Annotated in this window: 25 protein-coding genes; 8 read left to right on the top strand and 17 right to left on the bottom strand. The window is 45.6% G+C overall.

Annotation, left to right across the window (positions count from 1 at the left end; genetic code table 11):
• Positions 1–48: 48 nt before the first annotated feature.
• The 3 genes from LQZ07_RS21660 to LQZ07_RS21650 are packed head-to-tail and all read left to right on the top strand — an operon-like array spanning position 49 to position 2,398.
• Positions 49–966, top strand: a complete 918-nt coding sequence (locus LQZ07_RS21660) for an ABC transporter ATP-binding protein (protein ID WP_016403575.1) — start codon at positions 49–51, stop codon at positions 964–966.
• Positions 963–1,736 carry an ABC transporter permease gene (locus LQZ07_RS21655; protein WP_152785934.1) on the top strand — a complete coding sequence of 258 codons (774 nt, stop codon included), beginning with the start codon at positions 963–965 and terminating at the stop codon, positions 1,734–1,736. The genes LQZ07_RS21660 and LQZ07_RS21655 overlap by 4 nt, the downstream gene beginning before the upstream one ends.
• A complete protein-coding gene (locus LQZ07_RS21650; RefSeq protein ID WP_152785936.1) occupies positions 1,736–2,398 on the top strand; it encodes a tRNA (guanosine(46)-N(7))-methyltransferase TrmB in 663 nt (220 codons plus the stop codon). The genes LQZ07_RS21655 and LQZ07_RS21650 overlap by 1 nt, the downstream gene beginning before the upstream one ends.
• On the opposite strand, the gene LQZ07_RS21645 is transcribed toward LQZ07_RS21650, so the two are convergent.
• From LQZ07_RS21645 to sfsA, 11 genes are all read right to left on the bottom strand, one after another.
• Positions 2,399–3,235: a nitrate- and nitrite sensing domain-containing protein gene (locus LQZ07_RS21645; RefSeq protein WP_016403578.1), complete on the bottom strand. Its 837-nt coding sequence runs from the start codon at positions 3,233–3,235 to the stop codon at positions 2,399–2,401.
• 1 nt (position 3,236) lies between these two features.
• Positions 3,237–4,328 carry a methyl-accepting chemotaxis protein gene (locus tag LQZ07_RS21640; RefSeq protein WP_152785938.1) on the bottom strand — a complete coding sequence of 364 codons (1,092 nt, stop codon included), beginning with the start codon at positions 4,326–4,328 and terminating at the stop codon, positions 3,237–3,239.
• A 28-nt stretch (positions 4,329–4,356) separates the two neighbouring features.
• The gene (locus LQZ07_RS21635; protein ID WP_152785940.1) at positions 4,357–4,806 is read right to left on the bottom strand and encodes a hypothetical protein; all 450 of its coding nucleotides are present in this window, start codon (positions 4,804–4,806) and stop codon (positions 4,357–4,359) included.
• Between the two features lie 240 nt (positions 4,807–5,046).
• Positions 5,047–5,427 carry an aspartate 1-decarboxylase gene (gene panD / locus LQZ07_RS21630; RefSeq protein WP_016403581.1) on the bottom strand — a complete coding sequence of 127 codons (381 nt, stop codon included), beginning with the start codon at positions 5,425–5,427 and terminating at the stop codon, positions 5,047–5,049.
• Positions 5,428–5,454: 27 nt separating this feature from the next.
• Positions 5,455–6,303 (bottom strand): pantoate--beta-alanine ligase, encoded by an 849-nt coding sequence (panC, locus tag LQZ07_RS21625; protein WP_152785942.1) that lies wholly within the window; start codon positions 6,301–6,303, stop codon positions 5,455–5,457.
• Entirely contained in the window at positions 6,303–7,097 is a 795-nt protein-coding gene (gene panB / locus LQZ07_RS21620; RefSeq protein ID WP_016403583.1) for a 3-methyl-2-oxobutanoate hydroxymethyltransferase, read from the bottom strand. Before panB ends, panC begins: the two co-directional genes overlap by 1 nt.
• Positions 7,098–7,152: 55 nt before the next feature.
• Positions 7,153–7,653, bottom strand: a complete 501-nt coding sequence (gene folK / locus LQZ07_RS21615; protein WP_152785944.1) for a 2-amino-4-hydroxy-6-hydroxymethyldihydropteridine diphosphokinase — start codon at positions 7,651–7,653, stop codon at positions 7,153–7,155.
• Between the two features lie 2 nt (positions 7,654–7,655).
• A complete protein-coding gene (gene pcnB / locus LQZ07_RS21610; protein ID WP_246611892.1) occupies positions 7,656–8,954 on the bottom strand; it encodes a polynucleotide adenylyltransferase PcnB in 1,299 nt (432 codons plus the stop codon).
• Between the two features lie 160 nt (positions 8,955–9,114).
• Positions 9,115–9,990 carry a tRNA glutamyl-Q(34) synthetase GluQRS gene (gene gluQRS, locus LQZ07_RS21605; RefSeq protein WP_152785948.1) on the bottom strand — a complete coding sequence of 292 codons (876 nt, stop codon included), beginning with the start codon at positions 9,988–9,990 and terminating at the stop codon, positions 9,115–9,117.
• A 71-nt stretch (positions 9,991–10,061) separates the two neighbouring features.
• Positions 10,062–10,505: an RNA polymerase-binding protein DksA gene (gene dksA / locus LQZ07_RS21600; protein ID WP_016403587.1), complete on the bottom strand. Its 444-nt coding sequence runs from the start codon at positions 10,503–10,505 to the stop codon at positions 10,062–10,064.
• 331 nt (positions 10,506–10,836) lie between these two features.
• Positions 10,837–11,538 (bottom strand): DNA/RNA nuclease SfsA, encoded by a 702-nt coding sequence (sfsA, locus tag LQZ07_RS21595; protein WP_152785950.1) that lies wholly within the window; start codon positions 11,536–11,538, stop codon positions 10,837–10,839.
• Positions 11,539–11,673: 135 nt separating this feature from the next.
• On the opposite strand from sfsA, the gene hrpB reads away from it, so the two are divergent.
• The 5 genes from hrpB (at position 11,674) to LQZ07_RS21570 (ending at position 19,980) form a co-directional block, all read left to right on the top strand.
• The gene (gene hrpB / locus LQZ07_RS21590; protein WP_152785952.1) at positions 11,674–14,145 is read left to right on the top strand and encodes an ATP-dependent helicase HrpB; all 2,472 of its coding nucleotides are present in this window, start codon (positions 11,674–11,676) and stop codon (positions 14,143–14,145) included.
• Between the two features lie 230 nt (positions 14,146–14,375).
• Positions 14,376–14,888, top strand: coding sequence for a porin family protein (locus tag LQZ07_RS21585; RefSeq protein ID WP_152785954.1), 513 nt, complete (start codon positions 14,376–14,378; stop codon positions 14,886–14,888).
• A 125-nt stretch (positions 14,889–15,013) separates the two neighbouring features.
• A complete protein-coding gene (locus LQZ07_RS21580; RefSeq protein WP_227981668.1) occupies positions 15,014–16,201 on the top strand; it encodes a patatin-like phospholipase family protein in 1,188 nt (395 codons plus the stop codon).
• Positions 16,202–16,712: 511 nt separating this feature from the next.
• Positions 16,713–17,975 carry an oligosaccharide MFS transporter gene (locus tag LQZ07_RS21575; protein ID WP_152785956.1) on the top strand — a complete coding sequence of 421 codons (1,263 nt, stop codon included), beginning with the start codon at positions 16,713–16,715 and terminating at the stop codon, positions 17,973–17,975.
• Positions 17,976–18,210: 235 nt separating this feature from the next.
• Positions 18,211–19,980, top strand: coding sequence for a glycoside hydrolase family 2 protein (locus LQZ07_RS21570; protein ID WP_249483368.1), 1,770 nt, complete (start codon positions 18,211–18,213; stop codon positions 19,978–19,980).
• 48 nt (positions 19,981–20,028) lie between these two features.
• On the opposite strand, the gene LQZ07_RS24725 is transcribed toward LQZ07_RS21570, so the two are convergent.
• The 6 genes from LQZ07_RS24725 to LQZ07_RS21545 are packed head-to-tail and all read right to left on the bottom strand — an operon-like array spanning position 20,029 to position 24,485.
• The gene (locus LQZ07_RS24725) at positions 20,029–20,574 is read right to left on the bottom strand and encodes a formyltransferase family protein (RefSeq protein WP_152785958.1); all 546 of its coding nucleotides are present in this window, start codon (positions 20,572–20,574) and stop codon (positions 20,029–20,031) included.
• Positions 20,564–21,658 carry a GNAT family N-acetyltransferase gene (locus tag LQZ07_RS21565; protein ID WP_152785960.1) on the bottom strand — a complete coding sequence of 365 codons (1,095 nt, stop codon included), beginning with the start codon at positions 21,656–21,658 and terminating at the stop codon, positions 20,564–20,566. The genes LQZ07_RS24725 and LQZ07_RS21565 overlap by 11 nt, the downstream gene beginning before the upstream one ends.
• The gene (locus LQZ07_RS21560; RefSeq protein ID WP_194164230.1) at positions 21,655–21,801 is read right to left on the bottom strand and encodes a hypothetical protein; all 147 of its coding nucleotides are present in this window, start codon (positions 21,799–21,801) and stop codon (positions 21,655–21,657) included. Before LQZ07_RS21560 ends, LQZ07_RS21565 begins: the two co-directional genes overlap by 4 nt.
• A gap of 9 nt (positions 21,802–21,810) precedes the next feature.
• Positions 21,811–22,185: a DUF1353 domain-containing protein gene (locus tag LQZ07_RS21555; protein WP_152785962.1), complete on the bottom strand. Its 375-nt coding sequence runs from the start codon at positions 22,183–22,185 to the stop codon at positions 21,811–21,813.
• Positions 22,178–22,771, bottom strand: coding sequence for a hypothetical protein (locus LQZ07_RS21550; protein WP_152786553.1), 594 nt, complete (start codon positions 22,769–22,771; stop codon positions 22,178–22,180). The genes LQZ07_RS21555 and LQZ07_RS21550 overlap by 8 nt, the downstream gene beginning before the upstream one ends.
• Complete coding sequence (locus LQZ07_RS21545) at positions 22,764–24,485, bottom strand: hypothetical protein (RefSeq protein WP_249483365.1); 1,722 nt, start codon at positions 24,483–24,485, stop codon at positions 22,764–22,766. Before LQZ07_RS21545 ends, LQZ07_RS21550 begins: the two co-directional genes overlap by 8 nt.
• Between the last annotated feature and the right edge of the window lie 2 nt (positions 24,486–24,487).

Genomic DNA, 24,487 nt, shown 5'->3' with positions numbered 1-24,487 from the left:
CATTGGGCCCTAAGGGCCCATTTTTTATTGTTAATTTAAGTTGTGATTATGCAGGCGTTAGCGATTCAAGGTTTGAAGAAAACCTACCCCGGTGGGGTGCAAGCGGTAAAAGGCTTCGATTTAGTGGTTGAGCAAGGAGATTTCTTTGCGTTGTTAGGCCCAAATGGAGCGGGTAAGTCGACCTCTATTGGGGTGATTACCTCTTTGGTAAATAAGTCTGCTGGCTCGGTTAAGATTTTTGGGCATGACATTGATACCGATTTGGAAGCGGCCAAGTCTTATGTTGGCCTTGTTCCCCAAGAGTTTAACTTCAACCAATTTGAAACAGTGTTGCAAATTGTGGTGAATCAAGCAGGTTACTATGGCGTGCCGCGGCCTCTTGCTATGCAGCGCGCAGAAAAGTACCTCGCCCAATTGGACCTGTGGGAAAAGCGCAATGCTCGAGCGCGCGAATTATCCGGCGGTATGAAGCGCCGATTGATGATTGCGCGAGCCTTAATGCATGAGCCAAAGTTGCTTATCTTGGATGAGCCTACCGCCGGTGTAGACATAGAGCTACGTCGTTCAATGTGGGATTTTTTAAAGCAGCTTAATAGCCAAGGCATAACCATAATTTTAACTACTCACTATCTAGAAGAAGCTGAAATGCTGTGCCGCAATATTGGTATTATCGATAAAGGTGAGCTAGTAGAAAACACCTCAATGAAGCAGCTTCTCTCAAAGTTAAACCTAGAAACCTTTATTTTTGATATTGAAAGCCGCCAGCAAGCAGTGGAGCTAGCGGGTTTTGAATCACGTTTAGTTGACGACCACACCTTGGAAGTTGATGTAGAAAAAAGCCAAGGCTTAAATGCAGTGTTTCGCTTGCTGGATGAAACAGGTGTGGTGGTTCATAGCATGCGCAATAAAGCCAACCGTTTAGAAGAATTGTTTGTAACCTTAGTGGCTCAAGGGAGGCAAGCATGAAGCTCGCATTGTATGGCACCGCTTTAAAAAGCATTTTAAGCAAAGAAATCATTCGTTTTGGTCGCATTTGGGTGCAAACCTTGGTACCGCCTGCCATTACCATGAGCCTGTATTTTGTTATTTTTGGCAACTTGATTGGTTCGCGAATTGGCCAAATGGGTGGCTATAGCTACATGGAATTTATTGTTCCAGGTTTGATTATGATGTCGGTGATTACCAACTCATACTCCAATGTGGCATCTTCGTTTTTTAGCTGTAAGTTTCAGCGAAACATTGAAGAGCTGCTCGTAGCTCCGGTACCAAACTACATCATCATTTTTGGTTTTGTTGGTGGTGGTGTTGCTCGTGGCTTATGTGTTGGCTTTATTGTAACAATGGTATCGCTGTTCTTTGTTCCTCTGCAGCTACACAGTGTTGCCGCGATTATGCTCACGGTGTTGTTAACTTCAATACTGTTTGCATTAGGTGGGCTTATAAATGCGATTTACGCCAATACTTTTGATGACATTAGTATTATCCCTACCTTTATCTTAACGCCGCTTACATACTTGGGAGGGGTATTCTATTCAATTAGTTTATTGCCTGAGTTTTGGCAAGGGGTCTCCCAAATCAACCCAATTGTTTACATGGTTAACGCCTTTCGGTTTGGCTTCTTGGGCATAACCGATGTATCGCTGTATTTATCATTTAGCATGATCTTGGGCTTTATCGCCATCTTGTATACCTGGGCGTATGTCTTGATCAAACGCGGCTACGGGTTGAGAGCGTAATGGAAGGTAATTCTCGAAGCGTTAGCTCTAACCAGCAAGGTATTCACGAAAACTTAAATAAGGTGGTACAACGCCACCTTAATGAAGAGTTCAAAAAGCCTTATCGCCAGCATACTCTAGAAGCATTTTTGCAGTTAGAAAAGCAGGTAGAGGCGGCGGCGCGACCTATGGTGTTTGATTCTTGCTGTGGCACGGGTGTGAGCACTGCAGCCTTGGCTGAATTGCATCCTGATGCTCTGGTGATTGGCATGGATAAATCTGCCCATCGGCTAACTAAGCACCAGGCGCACTTTGACCAAGCTGGGCAAAACTACTTGTTATTGCAAGTGGATTTAAACGATTTTTGGCGTTTGGCCGTGGAAGCTGGATGGCAGCCTAGCCATCATTACATCCTGTACCCGAACCCTTGGCCGAAGTCGCGACACTTGCAGCGTCGTTGGCACGGCAGTGCAGTGTTCCCTTATTTGCTTAAGCTTGGTGGGCAACTCGAACTGCGCAGTAACTGGCAAACTTACTTGGAAGAGTTCCAAGTAGCGTTAGAATTAGCTGGCCATTCAAGCCAGCTAAATAGCTTTAAAACCGATACACCAATTACTGCTTTTGAACGTAAGTATCAAAACAGTGGCCAGCAGCTTTGGCAGCTGCGTAGCCACTTAGCCTAGCTAATGCTTAGCGTGCTGCTGCGCTTCTAAATGGGCTATTCCAGCATCAAATAGTTGGTATAGCCCTTCCAGTACTTTACTCGCCTGCTGAAAATATTCATTGACCGAAATAGTCGGCTGAGGCTTGTTGATCAACTCAACCTCTATTGTATCAAGCAGTTGCTCCAACAAAGGCTGATAAGCTGGGTCATTGGGAATAAAGCTGTGAGCAAAATGGTTGAGTGATTGCGAATCAATTTGGGCAATTTTGTTGTGCAAGAAGGCCAAACGGATCCGCTCAACACTGCTGCTTTGTTTGGCGGCTGCCAAACCGCTGCCTAGCGCCCTTACCTGACCAATTGACTCGGCTGTTTCCAACAGTTCAAACCACAAAAAATCGATGTTTTTATGTTGCTTGCTTAGGCTAGATAAGCAGTAAAAACTGGCTAGGTCTTGAGACAAAAACAGCAAGTTTTTGATCATCAGACTGTGTTGAGCAATATTGTTTTCTAAGTTATTGCTTGGCCAGTTTTGCTGTAGCCTTGGCCAGTGTTGATTAAAGCTATCCCAGCGAGCTTGGCGCGATACAAAGCTGTCTTCGCTTAAACTAAGGTGGGCGCTTACAATTTGCTTTTGTTGCGCATTTAATGCGGCAGATTGCTGTTGGTCGCCGTTTAGAATGGCACAACTTAGGCCGCGATGTTTTTGCAGCGATACCACTAAATTCTTTAGCTGCTTTAATGCTGCAAGGCCAGCGTACTGCTGCTGAGTGCGACGCTTGGCTAATAACCAAGAGATAGCAACTGATATTAGCAGTAGGCTAATTACGCTAGTGGCAATAATAACGCTAGTATTCATATTACGCTCCTTGCTGACTTAACACGCTAAGGTGTTTGGCAATGTCGGCGCTTTGCTCGGCACTGGCGGTGTTCTCTCGGGCGGAGTCTGCTACTTGGTTGATGTGAGCAGAAAGCTCGATGGTTGCCGCGTGTTGTTGTTCACTGTTGCTCGCTATCATTTCTGTTTGGGCTTGAAGCTCTTGGTTTTTGGTGTAAATCAGCTTAAGTTGCTGGCGTGAATTATCCACAGTGTCTTGAATCTCTTGAGCTTGGGTGGTTAGTTGAGTGATGTGCTCGAGCACTTCATTAATGTTGCGTTGTACTTCACGCATACTGTCGCTGATTTCGTTGGCAGATTGATGACTGCGGTTAGCAAGATTTCTTACTTCGTTGGCCACAATGGCAAAGCCGCGACCATGCTCACCGGCACGAGCGGCTTCGATGGAGGCGTTAAGTGCCAATAAGTTCGTTTGTTCAGCTATTTCTTCAATGGTTTTTGAAATGCTGCTTACGGTGTTCGATTTTTGGTGTAATTGGGTGACCTTCTCAAGGCTAACTTCTCCTTTAGCCACCATTTTTTCGGTACCTTGTTGAGCAACTAAAGCAGCCTCTTGGCCCAATTCCGAGAAGCGCTTGGCTTCAAAGCTGGCTTCCGCTACCAGCTTAACTTGCTCGGCAACATCTTTAATACTTTCACTCATTTCTACCACTGCGCTGGCAGATGCTTGGCTAGCATCTGCTTGTTGCACCGCGCCCGAAGCTACCGACTGAGCCTGCAATGACAACTCTTTTGAGCAGTGACTGATTTCGTCTAAGGCATCTTGCTGTTCTAATACTCGGCGTTGCTGTTCTCTTAGCAGCTCGAGTTGCTGGTGGCGAGTATCTTGGAACAGGTAGCTGGCTAAGCCTTTGCTATGTACCTTGTCTGGTTGCTCAATTTGTTGCATTAACAGTTTGAGCACACTTAAGGTGAGGCCACTTAAACACAGGCTTAAACAGACTAAAGCGAGGTTAGCGAGGCTTTGCTGCTGTTGTAGGTCAATAATGCTCAATCCTATAAGCACTAAAAAACCAAACAGAAAGCTATAAAAAATAGTGGCTGCACTACGCATTTAAACTCCTTTATACGTATCCGCATATTTACTTATTAGGAGTCAAAGCAAAGACTGTTCCCTTTTGAGTGTTTTGTTTAAAAGAGTCGCTGGTGGCCAGTTGGGTGAGTTGCAATATTTGCTGATGATAGTGGCGAAGTTGGCTTAGGTTTTGGCAGTGGGCAAGTGCTTGCCAATGTAAAACAATCTGTTCTACCTTGGCACAGTAGCGGTAGTTGTTTTGGGCTTGTAGCAACACCATTATTTCTTCAATTTGCTCTTTGGTGCCATCTAGCTCAGCAGGCGAAAACAGTGGGTCAGAGAGCTTCTGAGCCTGCATGCGCCAATGTCTTCTTGTCATATGATTGAGCGATTGAAGCAGTTGTGTATGTTCAATCTGTTGTTGATTATCAGCTCGACGATGGCTTGATACTATTGATGGAATAGGTATTAATGCTAAGACAAATAACACCAGCAATACCAGATAAATACTTAGCACGACCGCTCCCTGCGCTACAAACTTTAATCTTTAGTTCTTTACAGCAAAAAACAAACCAAAGCTTTGGTAAGTCCTTAATAAGGCAAACTTATCGCTAGTTTTGATTTTATTGTTGGAGAGATATTTTGATGATGTTGCTACGAGGTTAAATGTAAGGATTTATTTGCTGTTTTATGACAAAAGGTACAAAAATGGCGCACGTAGATGGTGCGCCATTTTAAAGCCTGCACAGCTTTGGTGCTAAGCTAATTGAACTGGAATATCTTTGCTGGTTCTAACGATATCGTTGTTCTCGTTTAGGTAAACCAAAGAAGGTTTATGAGACTTAGCTTCTTCGTTGCTCATACCAACATAAGCACAAATAATGACTCGGTCGCCCACGGCTGCGCGACGTGCTGCTGCGCCATTTACTGAGATGATTTTTGAGCCGCGTTCACCAGAGATTGCGTAAGTAGAAAAACGCTCGCCATTCTCAATATTATAGATATCAATTTTCTCGTATTCGAGAATACCTGCTTGATCCAAAACATCCTGGTCGATAGCACAAGAGCCTTCATAGTTGAGCTCTGCATGGGTTACGCGTGCTTGGTGAAGTTTGCCTTTTAGCATAGTGGTTTGCATTGACGTTCTCTCTTTTAATCGACGAAATTAGTGTAGTTCAATCACGCAGTTATCTATTAGCCTTACTTCTCCGAGGAAGGCGGCCATTAGAATAACAGCAGAGCGAGATTGGGGGGTTAGGGGGCTTAGGCTTTCGGCGTCTACGATATCGATACCGTCGCACTTAAATCCGTTGTTTTCCAGCGTTTGTTGGGCTGCTTTGCTAAGTTCAGCTTGATTGCTATGGCTTAGCTGTGATGCGATGTTCCGCATCTCTTTTGCCAATAATGGCGCGGTTTGCAGCTGCTCGCCGCTTAAGCGGTTGTTGCGTGAGCTCATGGCTAAACCACTCGCTTCTCTTACCGTAGCAAGGCCAACAATTTCAATCGGCAGTAACAGATCTGCGGTCATCTTGCGAATAAGCGCGAGCTGCTGATAGTCTTTTTCACCAAATACTGCCAAATGTGGCTGCACCAGATTAAACAGCTTACAAACCACAGTCGAGACGCCATCAAAATGACCAGGGCGTAATTCGCCTTCCAGAATGTCTGAAAGAACAGGCACTGTTACTTTAGTCTCTGCTTCCAAACCATTTGGGTAAAGTACTTCAGCGCTAGGGGTAAATACAAAATCAGCACCAGCTTGGTTTAGCGCTGTAATATCTTGTTCTAGGGTGCGAGGGTAGTTGGCTAAATCACTGCTGTTGTTAAATTGCAGCGGATTAACAAAAATAGACACCACCACTACATCGCAGCTTTTTTGGGCTTGTTTAACTAGCGCAATATGGCCAGCATGCAGGTTGCCCATGGTGGGAACAAAGCCAACTTTTCGACCTTTTAGGCGTGCGGCATCTAGGGCCGAGCGTAATTCACTCGGCTGTTCTACAACTTTAAGCATTAACTAAAACTCTGTGCTTCACCTGGGAACTCACCTGAAGCAACTTGCTCCAAATAGAGACTAATTGCACCGCGAATATCGCCAGTTTCAGCTAAGAAGTTTTTAGAAAACTTAGGAATATGGCCCTTGCTAATGCCAAAGGCATCATGCATTACGAGGATTTGGCCATCGGTTACGTTACCTGCGCCAATGCCAATTACCGGAATACTTAAGGCTTCCGTGATGAGTTTAGCGAGTTCTGTAGGAATGCATTCTAATACCAACAATTGAACACCGGCTGCTTCTAGTTGCTTAGCATGCTGCAACATCTCTTGCGCTTGTTGCTCGCCGCGGCCTTGAACTTTATAACCACCAAACAAATGCACAGATTGAGGTGTTAAACCAAGGTGACCACATACGGGTACGCCGCGCTCAACCAAGCCTTTAATGGTAGGGCTTAACCATTCTCCACCTTCTACTTTTACCATTTGCGCACCGGCTTGCATAAGCTTGGCGGCGTTTTGGTAAGTTTGCTCTGGAGTGGCATAAGACATAAAAGGCATGTCGGCTACGATCATAGTTTTTTCGGTGCCACGAGCAACACAGCGAGTATGGTAGGCAATATCATCAATGCTTACTGCCAAGGTATCTTTGTGACCTTGCAGTACCATGCCTAGTGAATCACCAATTAACAGCATATGCATGCCTAACTCATCAAACAATGCTGCAAAGCTCGCATCGTAAGCGGTGATACAGGAGAATTTCTCGTTGTTTTGTTTAAACTTTTGTAAGTGAGAAACTGTAAATCTGCTCATAGTTCGTTACCGTTTGCCTCAAACTACGAGGCAAATTTGTTAGTGAATATTAGCTTTAAGCCCACTCTTGGGGGCATTTAAAAACTTGTAAGCCGTTGCTGTCGATAGATTCTGCTAACTGTTGCACCAAACTTCCGTCTGGTAAGCATAAATCATTGGCAATTTCAGCGAGCGGTAATAATACAAACTCTCGCTGCTTCATTCCATAGTGCGGCACGGTTAGTCGTGGTGTATCGATGATTTGTTTGCCATAAAGCAATATATCGAGGTCTAGAGTCCTGGGGCCCCAACGTAGTTCTTTACGTTCGCGACCTTGTTCTAATTCGATCTTTTGGCAAAGGTCGAGTAAGTCGAGTGGTGCCAAATCAGTTTCTAGCTGGAGTACTGCATTCAGATAGTCTGGCTGATCTTGTGGCCCCATTGGGCGGCTTTGATACAGTGAAGAGCTAGCAACAACATCGAGTTCAGCCGAGGCAGCTAGAGCACGCCTAGCTGCAATGGCTTGATGGAGCGGGTTGACTAAATTACTGCCTAAGGCCAGGAAGCAAGTGGTCATTATTAACTGTCAGTCTTTTTTGGCTTACGCGGACGACGGCGGCTTTTGCTGCGGCCTGAGTTTTTATTTAACTCGCGAACCATGGTATTGCGGCCTTGCTCGTTACTGCGTTGCCATTGTTGCCACCATTGGGCCAACTCGCCAAGGTGTTTGTCTTGAGTGGCTTTAGCACGCAACTCTAAAAAGTCGAACGCAGCTCTAAAGCGCGGATGACCAAAGGTTTGGAAAGCACGTTTACCAAAACGACGATCTAGGCGAGCCTGTAGCTGCCATATTTCGCGAATGCCAGTGGTGAAGCGTTTTGGTATCGCTACGCTCTTACACTGTTGGTCGAGCAACCAGTTCATCGCCATTGCCGATGCGTCATGCTCTCCTAAAGAAAGCTCTATGAGTAATTCGTCTTTCTTTATTTCCAATAGTGGCCACAGCAGTGCTGCAAATACAAAGGCAGGTGTTACTTTTTGGTCGCCACGTACCCGCTTATCGGTGCTGGCTAAGGCCATGAGCATAAAGCGTAGCTCTGGTGCGTCTTCATCCCATTGTTGTAACAAGGGTTTTAACAGCGGGAATAGTGGATAAAGCAGCTGAGTATCGGCCAGCATTTTGAAGGTAGATTTACCATCGCCGCCTAAGAATAGCTTTAAACATTCTTCAAATAGGCGCGCCGCGGGAATATCTTTCAGTAGGTGACCATATTGAGCAATCGGGTCACAGCTTTCAGGCGCAATGCTAAAGTCCAGTTTTACCGCAAAACGCACAGCTCGAAGCATCCTTACTGGATCTTCACGGTAGCGCGTTTCTGGATCACCAATTAATTGTAAGCGGCGCTCAGCAATATCATTTATACCACCAGCAAAATCGACAACGGAAAAGTCGGCAATATTGTAATACAGCGCATTTACGGTGAAGTCACGACGCTCTGCATCTTCATCGATGCTGCCGTACACGTTGTCGCGCAGTAACATGCCTTCTTCACTGCGTTTTGATTCGGTATTGGCATTGGCGCTGTCATGATGGCCACGGAAGGTGGCTACTTCAATGATTTCTCGGCCAAATAAAATGTGCGCTAAACGAAAACGGCGGCCAACTAAACGACAATTGCGGAATAAGGCTTTAATCTGCTCAGGGGTAGCATTGGTCGCAATGTCAAAGTCTTTAGGTTGCTTGCCTAGCAATAAGTCACGCACGCCACCGCCCACTAAATAAGCGTTGTAGCCCGACTTGTGTAAGCGATAAAGCACCTTAAGGGCGTTTTCGCTGATGTCTTGGCGAGAAATATTGTGCTCAGCACGAGGGATCACCTGTTGCTCCAAGCCTATTGGTTCAGCGCTATTTGGCTTGATGATCCGCTTATATACTTTGGCGAGTTTGCGTAAAATGGGTGCCCCCTTGAGCGCGCATTATCTACATGGTGAAAAATAAGGCGCTAATATAGCTTTTTTACAAAGAAATACAACTAATTCACTGGCTGTCTAGTGAGATTTTTGGTACTACAGAAAGCCGCCAATTTGCTAGAGCCTTGATTAGTATTTGCTCACAGCTTAGTTCAAGCCAGTCGGCTTCGCTCGTTTGCCCTAAATAACTTAAGGCTTGCAGCAGCAATTGCTGATTTTGCTTGCCCGAAATGGAAGGCGCGTGGTTTTGCTTACTGAGTTTATTGCCACTTTCATCAAGCACTAATGGAAGATGCAAATAATTTGGAGCCGGTTTAGCTAAAAGCTCAAAAATGGCCAACTGCCTACCAGTGGTAAAAATTAAATCTGCACCTCTTACAACTTCGGTAATCCCTTGTTCGGCGTCATCTAAACTCACCGCCAGATTATAGGCATATAGGCCGTCACGGCGTTTTATGATGAAGTCTTCTTTGGCTAAGGCGGCTGGAATATATACTGTGCCGTAAGCCACATCTTCAAATTGTTTAATGGCCCGCGCGCTTTGTAATCGCACAGCATGATCTTGGCCAGTTAACTGTAGATTGCGACAAGTACCAAGGTAGTAGCCGCCAGAAGCTTTTATTTGCTTGCGGGTACATTGGCAAAAGTAAGCACTGTCTTGGTTTAGCCAATGGTTAATTTGATCTTGGTATGCTTCTAGGCGCTGGCTTTGATATAAGACTTCACCATCCCAATGTAGGCCAAACTGTTCTAGTTGTTGCAGGATGAGTTTACTCGCACCGGGTTGTTCCCTCGGTGGATCGATGTCTTCAATGCGAACTAACCATTGACCATGGTGATGACGAGCTTGAAGGTAGCTGCCAACGGCGGCAACTAAAGAGCCTAAGTGTAATGGGCCTGAAGGGGAAGGGGCAAAACGGCCTACGTAGGGCTTAGCGCTCATAGTAAAATTCTTACAATATAAAGCTAGGCAGATAGAGTGATTAGCTTATCTGCCTTGGCTTTAAACAAAAACTAGCCGACCAGTTGTTTCTCTTTGATCTCAGCTAAGGTTTTGCAATCGATACACAGATCAGCTGTTGGTCTAGCTTCTAAACGGCGAATGCCGATTTCCACACCACAGGCATCACAAAAACCGAAGTCATCTTCAATTTTAAGTAAGGTCTTCTCGATTTTCTTGATCAGCTTGCGTTCGCGGTCGCGAGTACGAAGTTCAAGGCTGAATTCTTCCTCTTGCGCTGCGCGGTCAACTGGATCAGGGAAGTTAGCCGCTTCGTCTTTCATATGCGTTACAGTGCGATCAACTTCTTCACGAAGTTGGTTGCGCCACGCTTCAAGAATAGTTCGGAAGTGGTCTAACTGAGCATCGTTCATGTACTCTTCGCCAGGCTGAGCTTGATATGGTTCAACCCCTGCGATAGAGAGCACACCTAGTGTTTTCTTTTTGCCGTCTGGCATACTTCTCTCCCAAATTCCGTACGACTTTTTTCGTTAAACAGTCGAGGATGTAAATTAGGCGGGTATCTATAGCAGAAAGGCTAACGTACCGCAAATGAATTGCCATGAATTTGCCAATTCTGCCTAAGCTCGGTAAAAGAAATTAAACTGTTTGCTGTTTTTTTGACCACTCCTCTAAAGTAGTAAATGTTTTGCTGATGTTGTCATAAAAATGTCACCGTCATCCCTATCATCTAGCCGTTATTTGCAAAATGTTCCAGTTTGCCATGAGTCAAACTTAGCTCAATTTCATGTAAATATTAATGTACAAGTCAGTATAGCACTGACCGATCTAGTACACCGGAACGGCATGATCTAGCTTGCATTGCTGAGGGTTTAGTTTGGCTTTGTAAGCCAGCACTTCTACCCCTTGTTGCTTAGCTAATTCTAGTAATTCTGCGTAAGTTGGGTCGATGTGAGCAGCAGCTTGAACAGAATTTATTCCGCTGTGTAATACGGCAAACAACAATATCGCGCGATGACCTTGTTGCTTCATTTCAATAAGTTCTCGTAAATGCTTTTGACCGCGGGTGCTTACTGCATCTGGGAAATAGCCTTTACCGTTTTGCAGCAAGGTACAAGATTTCACCTCTATGTAGCACTTTTCACGCTTTGGGTCTTCCAGCAAAAAATCGATGCGGCTGTTTTCGCTCCCATATTTTACTTCGCGGCGAAGCTGAGCATAGCCGCTTAGCTCGGTAATAATGTCTTGTTTAATCGCTTGTTCAACCCACTCGTTTGCTTTGGCGGTATTTACACAAATAGTATCACCATCTTTGGTTTGGCTGAGCTCCCAGCTAAGTGAGTACTTACGTTTAGGGTTGTTTGATTGACTGTACCAAACGGTGTTACCAGGCTCGGCACAACCGGTCATAGCGCCTGTGTTGGCACAGTAAATGGTGGTTTCACTGCCGTCTTCAAGCACCACATCGGCGAGAAAACGTTTATAGCGTTTGATTAAGGTGGCAGCTTTTAATGGTGATTCAAATGACATACAGCGTTGTTAAGCGAGTAAATAGTGAATGCATGCTAACACTTAAGCGCTAAGCTGGAGAATAAGTTTACTTGGGTCACTCTCACGCTTTGGGTACACTAGCCGGATTTAGTGGTTTGCAATAATGGAGCGGTTTTGAGCGAATTGCCTGTTACCCAGATATTCCCCGATTTATTGGCGAGTTTGAGCAATAAACAACAGTTTATAGTGTGCGCTCCACCGGGAGCCGGTAAGTCGACAGCATTACCGCTAATGTTACTGCAACAAGCAAAGTTTAAAGGCAAAATTATTTTGCTGGAGCCACGGCGTTTAGCTGCGCGCAATATCGCAGAGTTTTTGGCAAGCCAATTGGGCGAATCGGTGGGGGAGCGAGTTGGCTACCAAATGCGCGGTGACAAGCGACATTCTTCTCAGACCCAATTATTAGTGGTAACCGAAGGCATATTAACCCGCTTGATTCAGCAAGATCCTGAGCTTGATGGTGTTGCGATGGTGATCTTCGATGAATTTCACGAGCGCAGCATTCATGCTGATTTGGGTTTAGCGCTTAGTCTAGAAGTGCAGCAGGCTTTTAACCCAGAGTTAAAGCTAATGATTATGTCGGCTACGCTTGAAAGTGAAGCCTTGAGCAAGCTATTGCCCGAGGCGCAGATACTAGAAAGCCAAGGTCGCAGTTTTCCCATTACTTATAGCTATCACTCCATTAAACGTGATTGGCAATGGAGCGAGCGCTTTGCTCAGCTAGTGGCAAAAGCCATGGCCGAGCAATCTGGCAGCGTGTTAGCGTTTTTGCCGGGTAACGCTGAAATTCGCCATGTTGAGCAGCACTTGCGGCCATTATTGTCGGCCGAGTATCAGCTACATAGCCTTTACGGCAAGCTAAGTTTAGCCGAGCAACAAGCGGCTATTCGTCCGGCGCAAGACGGCAAACATAAAATCGTACTAGCCACCAATATTGCCGAAACCAGTTTAACCATTGATGGCATTAGTTGTGTGGTAGACAGCGGTTTAGAGCGCCAAGCAAGTTATCATGCCAATAGTGGAACCACGCGCTTACAAACCAAAATGATTTGTAAGGCATCGGCGATACAACGGGCCGGCCGAGCAGGGCGCTTACAAGCTGGCCATTGTTATCGCGCTTACAGCGAAGAGCAGTTAAATCATCGCCCCTTTGCTGCTAGCTCAGAGATCACTCGCAGTGAGTTAAGTCGTTTGGTGATTGAACTCCTACATTGGGGAGCCGATGCCAGTGAATTGCAATGGCTGGACATACCTCCTAGCGCTCACCTTGGGCAAGCCAAGCAATTGTTGAGTGATTTAGCCTTACTAAAGGATGGGCGTTTAAGTGAACGTGCAGAGCAATTAAATAGCAGTGGTGTTGGGCCTCGAATGCTAGCCATGTTAGATCAAGCTCAGCAATGGCAGTTGCAACACAATGTTGAAGGATTGTTGTGGCGAGCTTGTGAGTTAGCGGCTTTGCTAGATAGCAATAACTCACATCAAAGTGATCAACTTAGCCAAGCATTTACAGCCTTAAAAGGCCTGGCTAAGCAGCAATATCAGCAACAATTAAAACAACTGGCGCAGCGCTTTAAGGTTAAAGCGACTGGGGGCGTAGCGGAGCATTGGGATGGCTTGCTGTTAGCCCAAGCGTTTCCCGACAGAATCGCCTTAAAGCGCCAAGGGCGTAATTATACCTGCAGTGGTGGTTTTGGTTTAGCGCTTGACGAACAGCAACATCAATTGAGCAAAAGTGATGTCTTAGTGGTGTGCGATCTATATTGGCCAGAGGGACGAAATCAAGGCAAAGTTGCGCTGGCTTGCCGGCTAGATTTAGCGCAACTAAAAACCTTACAAGCAGAGCGCTTTACTAGCAGGTTACATTGCCAGTGGTCTGATTCTGCTAAACGAATCGTTGCCGAGAAACAGCAATGTTTAGGAGAGTTGGTACTAAGTGCCAAAGCTGCTGAGCAGCTTGAAGCAGAACAAGTGGTAAGTGCTTGGCTTAAGCAGATTCGAGTTAAAGGCTTTGCTTGGTTGCCAATTGGCGATAAGGCCAGCGCTTGGCTTGAACGGGTACGTTGTGCTCAACAGTGGTTTAGTGAACTGGCGATGGCAGATTTTAGCGAAGAAGCGCTGTTAGAGGATGCAGAGCAATGGCTAACTATGCACTTAGCGAGTTGCAGAACATGGCAGCAGCTTAAAAATATCGATTGGTTGGCGGCCTTAAAGTCGCGGCTAGATTGGCAGCAACAGCAACAAATCGAAAGTTTAGTGCCTAGCCACTATTTAGCACCTTCCGGTAACCGGGCGGCCATTCGTTACCAACTAGGGCAAGCACCGGTTGTGGCTATTAAACTGCAGGAGATGTTTGGTCAACCGCAGTCTCCCCAGCTAGGCAATAAAGTTGCTATTACCTTAGAATTGCTCTCTCCTGGTGGCAAGCCCTTGCAGCTTACTCAAGATTTAGCCAGCTTTTGGCAGTCTGCTTATGTAGAAGTTAAAAAAGAGATGAAAGGGCGTTACCCATGTCACCCTTGGCCTGATGACCCGGTTAGTGCGCAAGCCACTCATAAAACTAAACGTCAGCTTAATTTATCCAAGTAAGTAAAACCTTCAGCATTTTATAATCACTATATTGTAATGTTATTCGTGACGGTTTGTGATGTTGGCGATGCTATATCCAAACAATTTGTATCGGTATTATGTGCCGGCAGTCGCCAATCAACAGCGAGCTGCTTAACGCGTAATTAAGGACGAGTTACTTCTTAATACGGTTTGGTTATCTAATAGAGTTAACCAATGATGATTCTTTACAAATGGCGAGAATACATACTATGAATAAAAAGACTATATTGAGCGCACTAATTATTTCTTCAGTTTCTGTAGGCGCTCACGCAGCCAATGCAGATGTAGATTGGTTTGTTGGTGGTGGTGTTGGTTATCAAGCTGACAATATCAAAGGTGAATATACTGGCGGAGATGATGACGCAACGTTTCAATTGCGTGGTGGTGCCATCATCAACGAAAATCACCGTGTGATGGGCACTTATGCTTACATGGATGAATTAAGTCAAAATACCTTTTTAGCATCTTACGATTACATCCATCCGGTTAGTGAGAAATTTAGTGTATTTGCTGGTGCTTCTATTGGTGCGGCAGACAGCGAAATTAATAATCAAAGCTCCACAGAATTTGTATGGGGTGGACAAGCTGGTGTGATGTACCGCATCAACAGTAATTGGAGTGCAGAACTTGCTTACCGTTACTTAGACCAAGATTATCAATCGCACGGAGTTAAAATAAACGATACGCAGCAAGTTTATATGTCGGTAGATTACCGTTTCTAATTTGCTCAGTTTGGGCTGAGCATGGATGTTAGCCCTAGCTCTTATTTACAGTAATAACTAAATTTATTTGTCTTGCTTTCTGTTACGATTATTCTATTCATTTACTTCAATTGGAGTGCTTTTCTTTGTCTACGCTCCCGCTTATTTCAATACGTTCAAGGTTTTGCTTAGCTTTACTGCTATTTATGGTCGTTGGCTGCAGTTCACCAGAGAGAAATGCTGCTCAAGAATCTGAGTTAATGTATCCATTAGCCACCGCTGGGTTGCGATATTGGGATGGCGAAAGCACCGAAATTACTGAGCATAATATTGAGCAAGAGTATCAAAGTATCCTCGACAGCCGAGCGCGAAATAACGGTGTGGGAAGTGACATTTACCACTTGGCGTTGTCGGGAGGTGGAGTAAACGGTGCCTTTTCGGCTGGTGTCTTAAACGCTTGGACGGCCAACGGTGATAGGCCGGAGTTTGACTTGGTGACTGGGGTATCAACCGGCGCGATTGTCTCGGTTTTTGCGTATTTGGGCAGTGACTATGATTCAACCCTAAAAAATTATTATACCGAAACGCCAATGAGCAGTTTATTTCAGGTTAAAAGCATTTGGAGCTTACTGCGTGGGGAAGCAGTACTTGATACCGCAGGCTTTGAGGATCAAGTACGAAGTTACATTGATGCCGACATTGTTAAACAGTTAGCAGAGCAGCGGGCTAAAGGACGTTTATTGGTTATTGGAACAACCAATCTGGATAACGAAAAAATGTCTTTGTGGGATGTGGGAAAGATTGCTCAAGTAGGCAGTGACGAGGCCATCACACTGATTCAAAATATCATTATTGCTAGTAGTTCTGTACCTGGTGCATTTCCAGCAAAAAGCATTGTTATTGACGATGGGCAGCAGCGCTTTGAAGAATTACACGTAGACGGTGGTGTATCTCGGCAAGTGTTTTTGGTGCCTCAATGGGCTTACTATAACCTACCCTTTGAACGTAATCCTCAGCATGTCTTTGTCATTCGCAATGGCTTGTTAAAACCACATTATCAAGTCACCAATAATAATCTTACAGATATTGGCTTACGTTCCATTTCAACTATCATCCGCAATCAAGGAATTGGCGATGTAGAGCATATTTATCACTTTGCTCAACACAATCAAATGACCTTTAGGCTTGCCTATATTGATAATGATTTTTCTAAAATTAGTGATGAAGCTTTTACCAAAGAGTACATGACCAGCCTGTACCAATACGGCTATCAAAAAACCAGGGCTGATTCTTTGTGGGAAAATGTACCTCCTAGCTTGCAGCATGTTCAATAAACCCGCCACAGCGTCAGGCAAAAATACGCGCTGTGAACTGCGCGCCGTGTAATGTTTACAGCGTACTAATTTTATGCGGTAGCTCGCTGACGGCGAGGCAAAACTAGCTTGGTTATCCCCTAGCTTTTCTCATGAAGTGGTTTTTCTAGCTCTGCATTCTGCGGCAAGGTTGTCTGGCGCTTGTGCCACCCTCTCTTTACTCTGCTCTTGTAAGCTTCGCTGACTAGGATTGACTTTCACCTTGGGAGCACTTTATTGCTCTTATAGTTCTTATTAAGCCAATATTGCCTATGGGATGGGGTAGAGATCATAAATTAAGCGTTTGCCAGTTGATTGTATATTTATATATGAATAGTTTATTTACAAATGAATCCTTGAGGTTGGGTTTGCAGAGCAGGGAAGTGCAGTAAATGGATGCTTGGATTATTTACATCATTGGCAGTATCAACTTCATCAATTTTACCGCGGCATTCAGTATTTACTGTGTTGCGACTAAGCAAATGGAGTCTCGATGAAAACCGATAGTAACCGCGTTGCCATGGGTAAAATCTGCCTAATGTATTTCTTCTACAACTTTTTCTGGTCTTTAAGCTCCGGATCGTTGTTTTCAGTTTGGCTAAATGATCGCGTGGGTATTGATGGCTCGCAGATAGGAGTGTTGTTTGGTTTGCAAACCGGCATAGCCGTGTTGTTTAAACCTGCCTTTGGTTACATATTGGATAAGTTAGGGCTTAAAAAACACCTAATTTATTTTATTGCAGTACTGAGTTTAGCCATTGGGCCGTTCTATATTTATGTCTATGGTCCTTTGTTGGCAAACAACGCAACCTTTGCACTTGGTATTGTGGTTGGCTCTGTGTATTTGGGAATGCTGTTTCAGGCAGGAAGTGGTGTGATTGCTTCTTACAGTGACCGCTTTGCTCGCTGCCACGCCAGTGACTTTGGTATTGTGAATGGTTTTGGCATTGCAGCTTGGGGCGTGTCAGCAGTGTTAGCTGGCTTTTTGTATAACATTAATCCAGATCTTATTTTCCACGCGTGCAGCGTTTCTGCAGTACTCATGCTGTTGTGTACCTTGCTGCTTAAAGTGCGCCACTTAGACGGCTTAGATAATGAGGTTATTTCCCAAGAGAAGATCCAGAAAGCCGATGTGATTACTTTACTTAAGCAGCCAAAAATGTGGGCTTTTATGACCTATGCAGGCACCATTTCGGTGGTGTTTTGGACGTCGATGACCCAGTTTACTCGTTACTTTATAAGCTTCTTTCCCACCCAAGAAGAAGGCATTTCCTTTAGTTCTAGCATGGATGGCATAACCGCGATCTTTTTGTTTTTCTTCAGTATGGCGGTGCCATTTATCATTAAAAAGGTTGGGGCAAAAGGCAGTTTAGTATTAACTGCAGCGGGCATTTCTGCGGTGTTATTAATGATTGGTTACGCCGGCTTAGGTGAAAAGAACTTTTACTTAGCGCTGGTGGCTAAATTGCTATTTGGTATTGTGAATCCAATGCTCATTATTTCGGTATTTGCGTACACCGCCGAGCAGTTCGACAGAAAAGTTAATTCCTTTACTTATATGTTTGGTTTTCAGGTGGTTAACAATGTAATGACCGCCATTGCATCACCGGTTATGGGCAGCATGTACGACCAATATGGCTTCCCTTGGAGCTATATCTATTTTGGTTTGTTTGCCGCCGCTGCCACGGTGTTAGCGATGTTTACGCTTAGCGCAAAGTCACAAGCGCCCGCAGCCAATAGCGCTATAGCTAATTAAATCTATCTGTTTTTGTTCTCCTTGTTTGGGGCCAGCTTTTGCTGAGCCCTTTTTTTGTAGCAGCTAGCTGGCGCACTCCTTTTAATTATCATTTGAATCCAAGTCTTTCTTAAGACCCGCCGCTATTTACTTAGAGCAGGATCATATTTGGCGATTTTTTCAATTGATCTTATTGCTTGGTGAATAATATATTTATATATAAATGTATTGTTTCTATTTGAAGTTTGAGGGCGAAGTGACTAGAGAAGTGATTGAATTGAGCGGCTGCCGTTGGCAGATGGAGCGAATGCGGCCCGGTCAAGGTATAAAAGAAGGCTTACATTTGTTACCTGCTGAGTATCAAGGTACGCACTTTAGCTGGAATTTTGCGACCGTTCCTGGCGATGTTTATACCGATCTTTGGCGTGCTAATGAAATTGCCGATCCGTATTTTGGCCGCAATATGCATCGGGCTAAATGGGTGGCCGAGTATGAGTGGTGGTACTGCCATCGTTTTGCGGTTACTGAATCGATGCAAGGTAAAAAGATTGTACTGCAGTTTGAGGGTGTAGATTATAGCTGTGATGTGTGGCTAAACGGCACGCACCTTGGGCGCCATGAAGGCATGTTTTCTGCCTTTGAGTTTGACGTAAGTGATGTGGTTAGCTTTGAAGATTGGCGTGGCGGTGCCAACATGCTGATGATTAAGCTTGATCCTCCACCTAAAAATTACCGAAATTGTGGCGGTAAAAAGGTTAACTTTTCGGGCGACTATTTCTCTGGATTGGTGCCATTTGGCATTTGGCGCCCAGTGCGAGTGGTAGCATCTGAACAGCTTAAAATATCAAGCATCCGTAGTGATGTTCGACTTGAGAATAGCAACACTGCGCTTGTTGATGCCAGTTACGAAGTCATGAATTATAGCTCGGAGCCTAAGCAAGTTACCTTGCTTTCACAGTTGTCGGGCAGAAACTGTCAAACCGAAACAATACACCAACAGTCTGTTCATCAGTTGGCTCCCGGAATAAACACTTTTAGCCACACCATCAAGGTTGAAGATGCCAAGTTATGGTGGCCTTGGGATATGGGACAGCAACACCTTTATAGTTTGCAGGTGGAAGTCCAAATTGATGACTCTCCCGTCGACAGCTGCGCAGAAGTGATAGGCTTACGTGAGGTTAGCATGGCGTTTAATCCGGGCTATTCGCGCGAGCAGGCCGAGTTTCCATGGACCTTTGTTATCAACGGCAAAAAGCATTTTTTACGTTCGGCTTGTTGGGGAGGTCAGCCTTCGTTTCTATACGGTCAAAATAGTCTAAGCAAATATGAAGACCGCTTAGCCATGGTAAAACAAGCCAATATCAACAACTTGCGTATCTTTGGTTGGCACCCACCAGAAGTACCGGATTTTTACCGCATTTGTGATGAACTAGGTATCACCGTTTGGACTAACTTTACTTTGGCGACTCAGGCTTATCCTAAAGATCCTGAGTTTATTAGTGGGGTATTACACGAGTGCATCGAAACCGTTAAGCAGCGCCGTAATCATCCGTCGCAAATCTTTTGGATGGGCGGAGAAGAGGTCTTTTTCTCAGGGGCTCACGAAGAAAGTGGTAATAAAGCTTTAATGGAGCGTATTGGCGAAGCGGTAGCAGACCAAACTAACGTTCCTTATGGTTTGGCATCACCACTTAGCTCAGAGTCGGCAGTAAATATGGGCTTTAAGCCGAATGAATCTATCCATGCTAACGAACACTACTATCAAGGTGGGGCAGAGTTTATGGAGGAGTATTACCCGGCCTTAGATTGCGCGATTATTCCAGAGTTAACCGCTGCTTCTGCGCCGTCTATACCAAGCCTTAAAAAGTTTATCCCTGAAGAAGAACTGTGGCCGATGGGCCCTAGCTGGGCCTACCATTGGGCAGACATAGATATCCTTAAAAACCTAAATTTTGAAGTGTTTAATGACTACAAAATGGGCTCTTTGGAAGAGTTTGTCGATGTAGCGCGCGAATCGAAATGGTAAAACGGATCACTTAAAATGGTAAGCGCTACTTTTCCCACAACGAGAGATCTAAACGCTTAAACAAGGTTCCCACGTTGCGTGTTGTTCATCCTGTTCTAAGCGGCTACAAATCCCCAGCTGTACCTCTTCCACAGTCTGTACAAGCAGATCAACGCCTAGAGGCAGCAATTCCCTATACCAAAGCGTCCGGGCCGTGTCTGAGGCTTTTACAAAGCAATGACGCTGATTAGCAATCGGGCCCGTGTCGCGCCCTTGGTCCATCCAATAGACCGTGCCACCTGTCACTGGCTCGCGCATTCGAATAACCCACTCGACCGCGCTACCTCCTCTGTGCCTCGGGAGGAGTGACGGGTGATAAGAAATAGCACCGAGTTTGCATTTGGCTATCGCGCCCGGCTCTATATAAGCGCTGTTATGCGCGCAGATTATCAAGTCGCAATCGGGCGGTATGGTATCCGCGGTGATGGACTTAGTACTGCTCTGTATTATCTTAGTGATGGCCACGCCCTCTAGCGCTTTGATCGCAAAATAAGCTTCGTTAGCGAGTTTGTGGCGGCCAATTAACACAACCTTTAAAGGTGATTTAAGCGGCATTTGAAGCCCCCAAATAGCGAAAGCCTTGCACTGATCTAAAATGGCCGCCGTACTTGCCTTTATTTATCGCGTTCCTGCGCGAAGCGTTGCCGCCCCATAGGTTGGCGCTGACTTGCGTCCATTGAGGCTGTTTACGCAGTACATGTGCAAGGCCGGGGTGGCTGGTGTGAAATAACGTTGGCATCGGCTTGTTGTAACGGTTCTCTCCTCGTAGCCACAGCTCGCACACCGCATTAAGAAAACGCAGCCCTACGCCTGCGCCCTGCCACTCAGGCATGATAACCAAGCGGCAGGCTCTCGCCTCTACGAGACCGGGACGAGTTGAAAATGCGACATGCGCTACCAACTCTCCATCAATGGTCCCTATGTAATTTGTAGAGCACATCATAGGGGGCAATTTTAAATAGTGATGTTTTTCAAATAGCGGCCAAAATCGCCAGTCGGTTTGATAGATTTTAAGCTCGAGCGGCGGTCTGCGCCTTTCTACCCCCCGTGTAAATTGGCCCGTTGCGGTATCAAATACCCAGCAGGGGGTTACCCAATCCAATATGTCATAGTGGCAACTTAGCAGCACGACTTGCCCGTCTGTGCGCCGCCAACCTTTAGCAAAGGCACTTGCTCCTACACGTGCGATTTGCCTATCAACAACCGAGCTGAACTCGTCAACGATGGCGCGCTTGGGAGCGTCACAGATAAGCCGCGCTAGATTGGCTCGGAACTGCTCGCCATTAGATAGCACTGCAAAAGGTTTAAGCCATGTCGGAACGCTGCCGAGTCCTACTTGGCTAAGTGCCGCTGTAGCCGCGTTGATTGATTGCTTAGGAGCGATAGCGTCTATTATGGGCTTATTATGCGGCCACACGGGCGTATAAGGGGGCACACCTTCCCATATCGCCTCACCAATGCTGGTTTTACCGCTGCCGCTAGGACCGACAATGACGCCAATCTGCCAGTTCTGGTCATCAATCGGTAAATCGGTGTCAAGCTCAAAGCTTGCTCCGCTCTCAACGTTAAACAGCGATTTAACGGCAGCGGCCCGGTAGCTCTTCGATTCTAGGCACTGCTTGCGGATGCAAATTTTCATACAGTGACCACCTTACAACGGTAGCCCATGCGGGCCAGCTTGGCGTAAGTGCTTTTTTGCTTTTGTTCATCTTTACAGATCACAATCACGCCCCATTTAGGTTTATATTTGAATCCGTTTTTTCCGGGTGTTTTTGTTGGCATAACTCATCCTTAAAACAGTGATTTATAGAGCTGTACAGCTTGGCGCATAAGCTTCGCCTTACCTTTGCCGACATCTGCATCGTGCAGCAGTACCCAAAATAAGTCGCTCATTTCGGTGACATCCCACTTATTTTCGCAGCACCAATCATGAACGATAGCGGCGGTGATAAATTCGGGGAGATAGGGTGAGCCGATGAGCGACCAAAACGGGCGCGGAATGCTGGCTCCGTCGGTGATGAAGTGCGCTGGTACGACTAGCGATTTAGCCTCTCCCCGGGCGTTTTTATATTTGACTAGAACGGGGCGTTCTACTCGGTAGCGTCTGCTAAAAGGCATCGGCACCAGTAGCGGCGGGTCTGCGTGAATAAGCTTGACGCTAGGCATTTAGTTCCCCCTGTAGCATTAATTGAATATCAGCGTGATAAAGATCATCAAGGCTAAAACTTTCCAGCGCCCCCCTGACGCGCTGGGAGGCGGCAACGATAAATAATGATGATTTGTGCTTGCGCGCCTTATCGAGCACCTTCTGGCAAAATCGCGTTTTGTCATCGTTGCAATATAGATCTATTACCGGGGTAGAAATTGAGCTATCACCTAACCACGCTTCAGCCTCTCGTTCCTGTGTTATCCAACTTTGGCGCTCAGCCTCTGAATATTTAGCCTGCGAGGGTTGGTAGAGGCTGTCAGTGTAGATTGATAATGCAGCTAACCGTTCATTGAGTATTTCAGCATGGACGCTTTCAACTGTTTTTATCCAGAAGTAGTTCTTTAAGCTAGGGTCTATTTGTAGGTGCTCAAAATCAGGACGGTACGGGGCCCAACGCCCATCAGCAATAAAATCAGCATCCGCGGGTATTTCAATAATAAATGATTGTTTATGCCGTTTGGCTAGCGCATTAGCCGTATCAATATCAGGAACAATCACAATAGTATTCGCGCCGTCTTTAACAATGGCCACTGCATTAATCATACTTAACCTCCCAAATATCAACGGTGCTAAAGGCATTAGCAGTATATATATATACAGGCTCGTTAGTGCCAAGCCCCACTGCATCGTTAAGGTCAATAAATGCTCCCTCGTCAACATGTTCGGCCGACCAGCCTATATCAAATGGCGTACGTAAAAACACATTGCCGTTATTAATGACGACGGCTACCATGCTATGGTGGGTAGCCTGTATAGCGCTATCATATCCTTTTACAAACGTTGGCGGAGTTTCAATGGCTTTTTCATGCCAATTAAGCTTTGCGCGTAGATAATCTCTTAGGGAGTTAGCAACCAGAATATCCGAGCCGAACCTAATATAGCCAATTTGACCCTTTCGCTCCTGGTATGACGTCGCACGAATAATGTAATATTTATCCTGTCCATTACTTACCGCGAATCCATCGCCTACATACCTACCGATGGTTTGACGCCCCAAATACTCCATGTTTGCGAAAGGGTGCTCAACCGGACTAGTGCCACTACCTGCACTATTTGCTGAACTGGTGATTAACGAATCGAACGACGTAAACTCAATATCATTACCGTCACACTCAATGGTCAGTTTTACCTCCAGCGGGGCCGATGGTAGGCCGTTTTTGCCGACTGTAACTAGATTATTCGAAATAAACTGATCTTTATCATTGTTGCTCTCTTCAATTGGCAATCGGCGCTCTGATATCAGCAGGTCATCACTCGCGCGGCGAATGCGAAAGATCACCTCTCGAGGGTTACCTGTGTCAAAACTAAGAAAGGCGCTGGTTAAAAAATTAAAATTGGTGTCTTGCTCAAAGATTATCGTATTTTCTGACTCATCAATTCTAAATACTCCTTGGTCGGTACTATTAATGAGAATAGAAAAGGGGATCTCAGTTTCAACCTGTGGTATTTCACCAAATATGGGCGTTGTTTCGCCTTGTATTTGGCCAGAAGCACTAGACAAATTAGCAACCGTTTCGGTAAGCGTTAAAATATTTTGCGCATTTGCCGCGGCCTCATTATTTACGTGCTTAACGGCCCCCTCTATGTCTGTTGCGGGTATATTGGTACCTGCATTATCAAAGCTAATACGTGCGCCGCTATGTGCCCCATTTTCCGCTTTGTGTTTGTTCACCTCCGAGGCTGCGGCGGCAGTAGCTATTGATGTAACGGCACTGGCAAGCGCGTACTGTGAGTGAGCATCATCATCTGCCTTATGATTAGCTATCGCATCGCTGATATCGTCCGCCACATCATCATTTTTTGCATATTGGTCGTGTGGGTCAGCTTCCGCCTTATGATTAGTTATCGCATCGCTGATATCGTCCGCCACATCATCATTTTTTGCATATTGGTCGTGTGGATCAGCTTCCGCCTTATGATTAGTTATCGCATCATCAATACCTTGTTGGTAATCCGTTGCTAAAACATACTGCGAGTGCGGGTTGGCATCGTCAATGTGCAGCTCCAAGCTCTCTTCAGATTGCGATGATGCAATTGCGCGGATAGCCAATGAAATTTGGTTTAACTTCGCCTTATCAGGTGTCAGGCCTCCCGCCGCCAGTATATTTAAAAACTCGGCTTGTACCATGTTCAGATAATCAGCACCAACGGTTGTTGGGCGTTGGCCAGCCCCCCCGCTAACAAACCAGCCCGGCGAGTGTGCAGATTGAAACGGTGGCATTTCAGCGGCTGTGAATTCAGTGTCTATTTGGTGCATTT

It is taken from the genome of Agarivorans sp. B2Z047 (assembly GCF_023373605.1).
GTDB lineage: Bacteria > Pseudomonadota > Gammaproteobacteria > Enterobacterales > Celerinatantimonadaceae > Agarivorans > Agarivorans albus.
The sequence above is the reverse complement of the archived record's forward strand: the minus strand, read 5'-3'. Positions and strand labels throughout refer to the sequence as shown.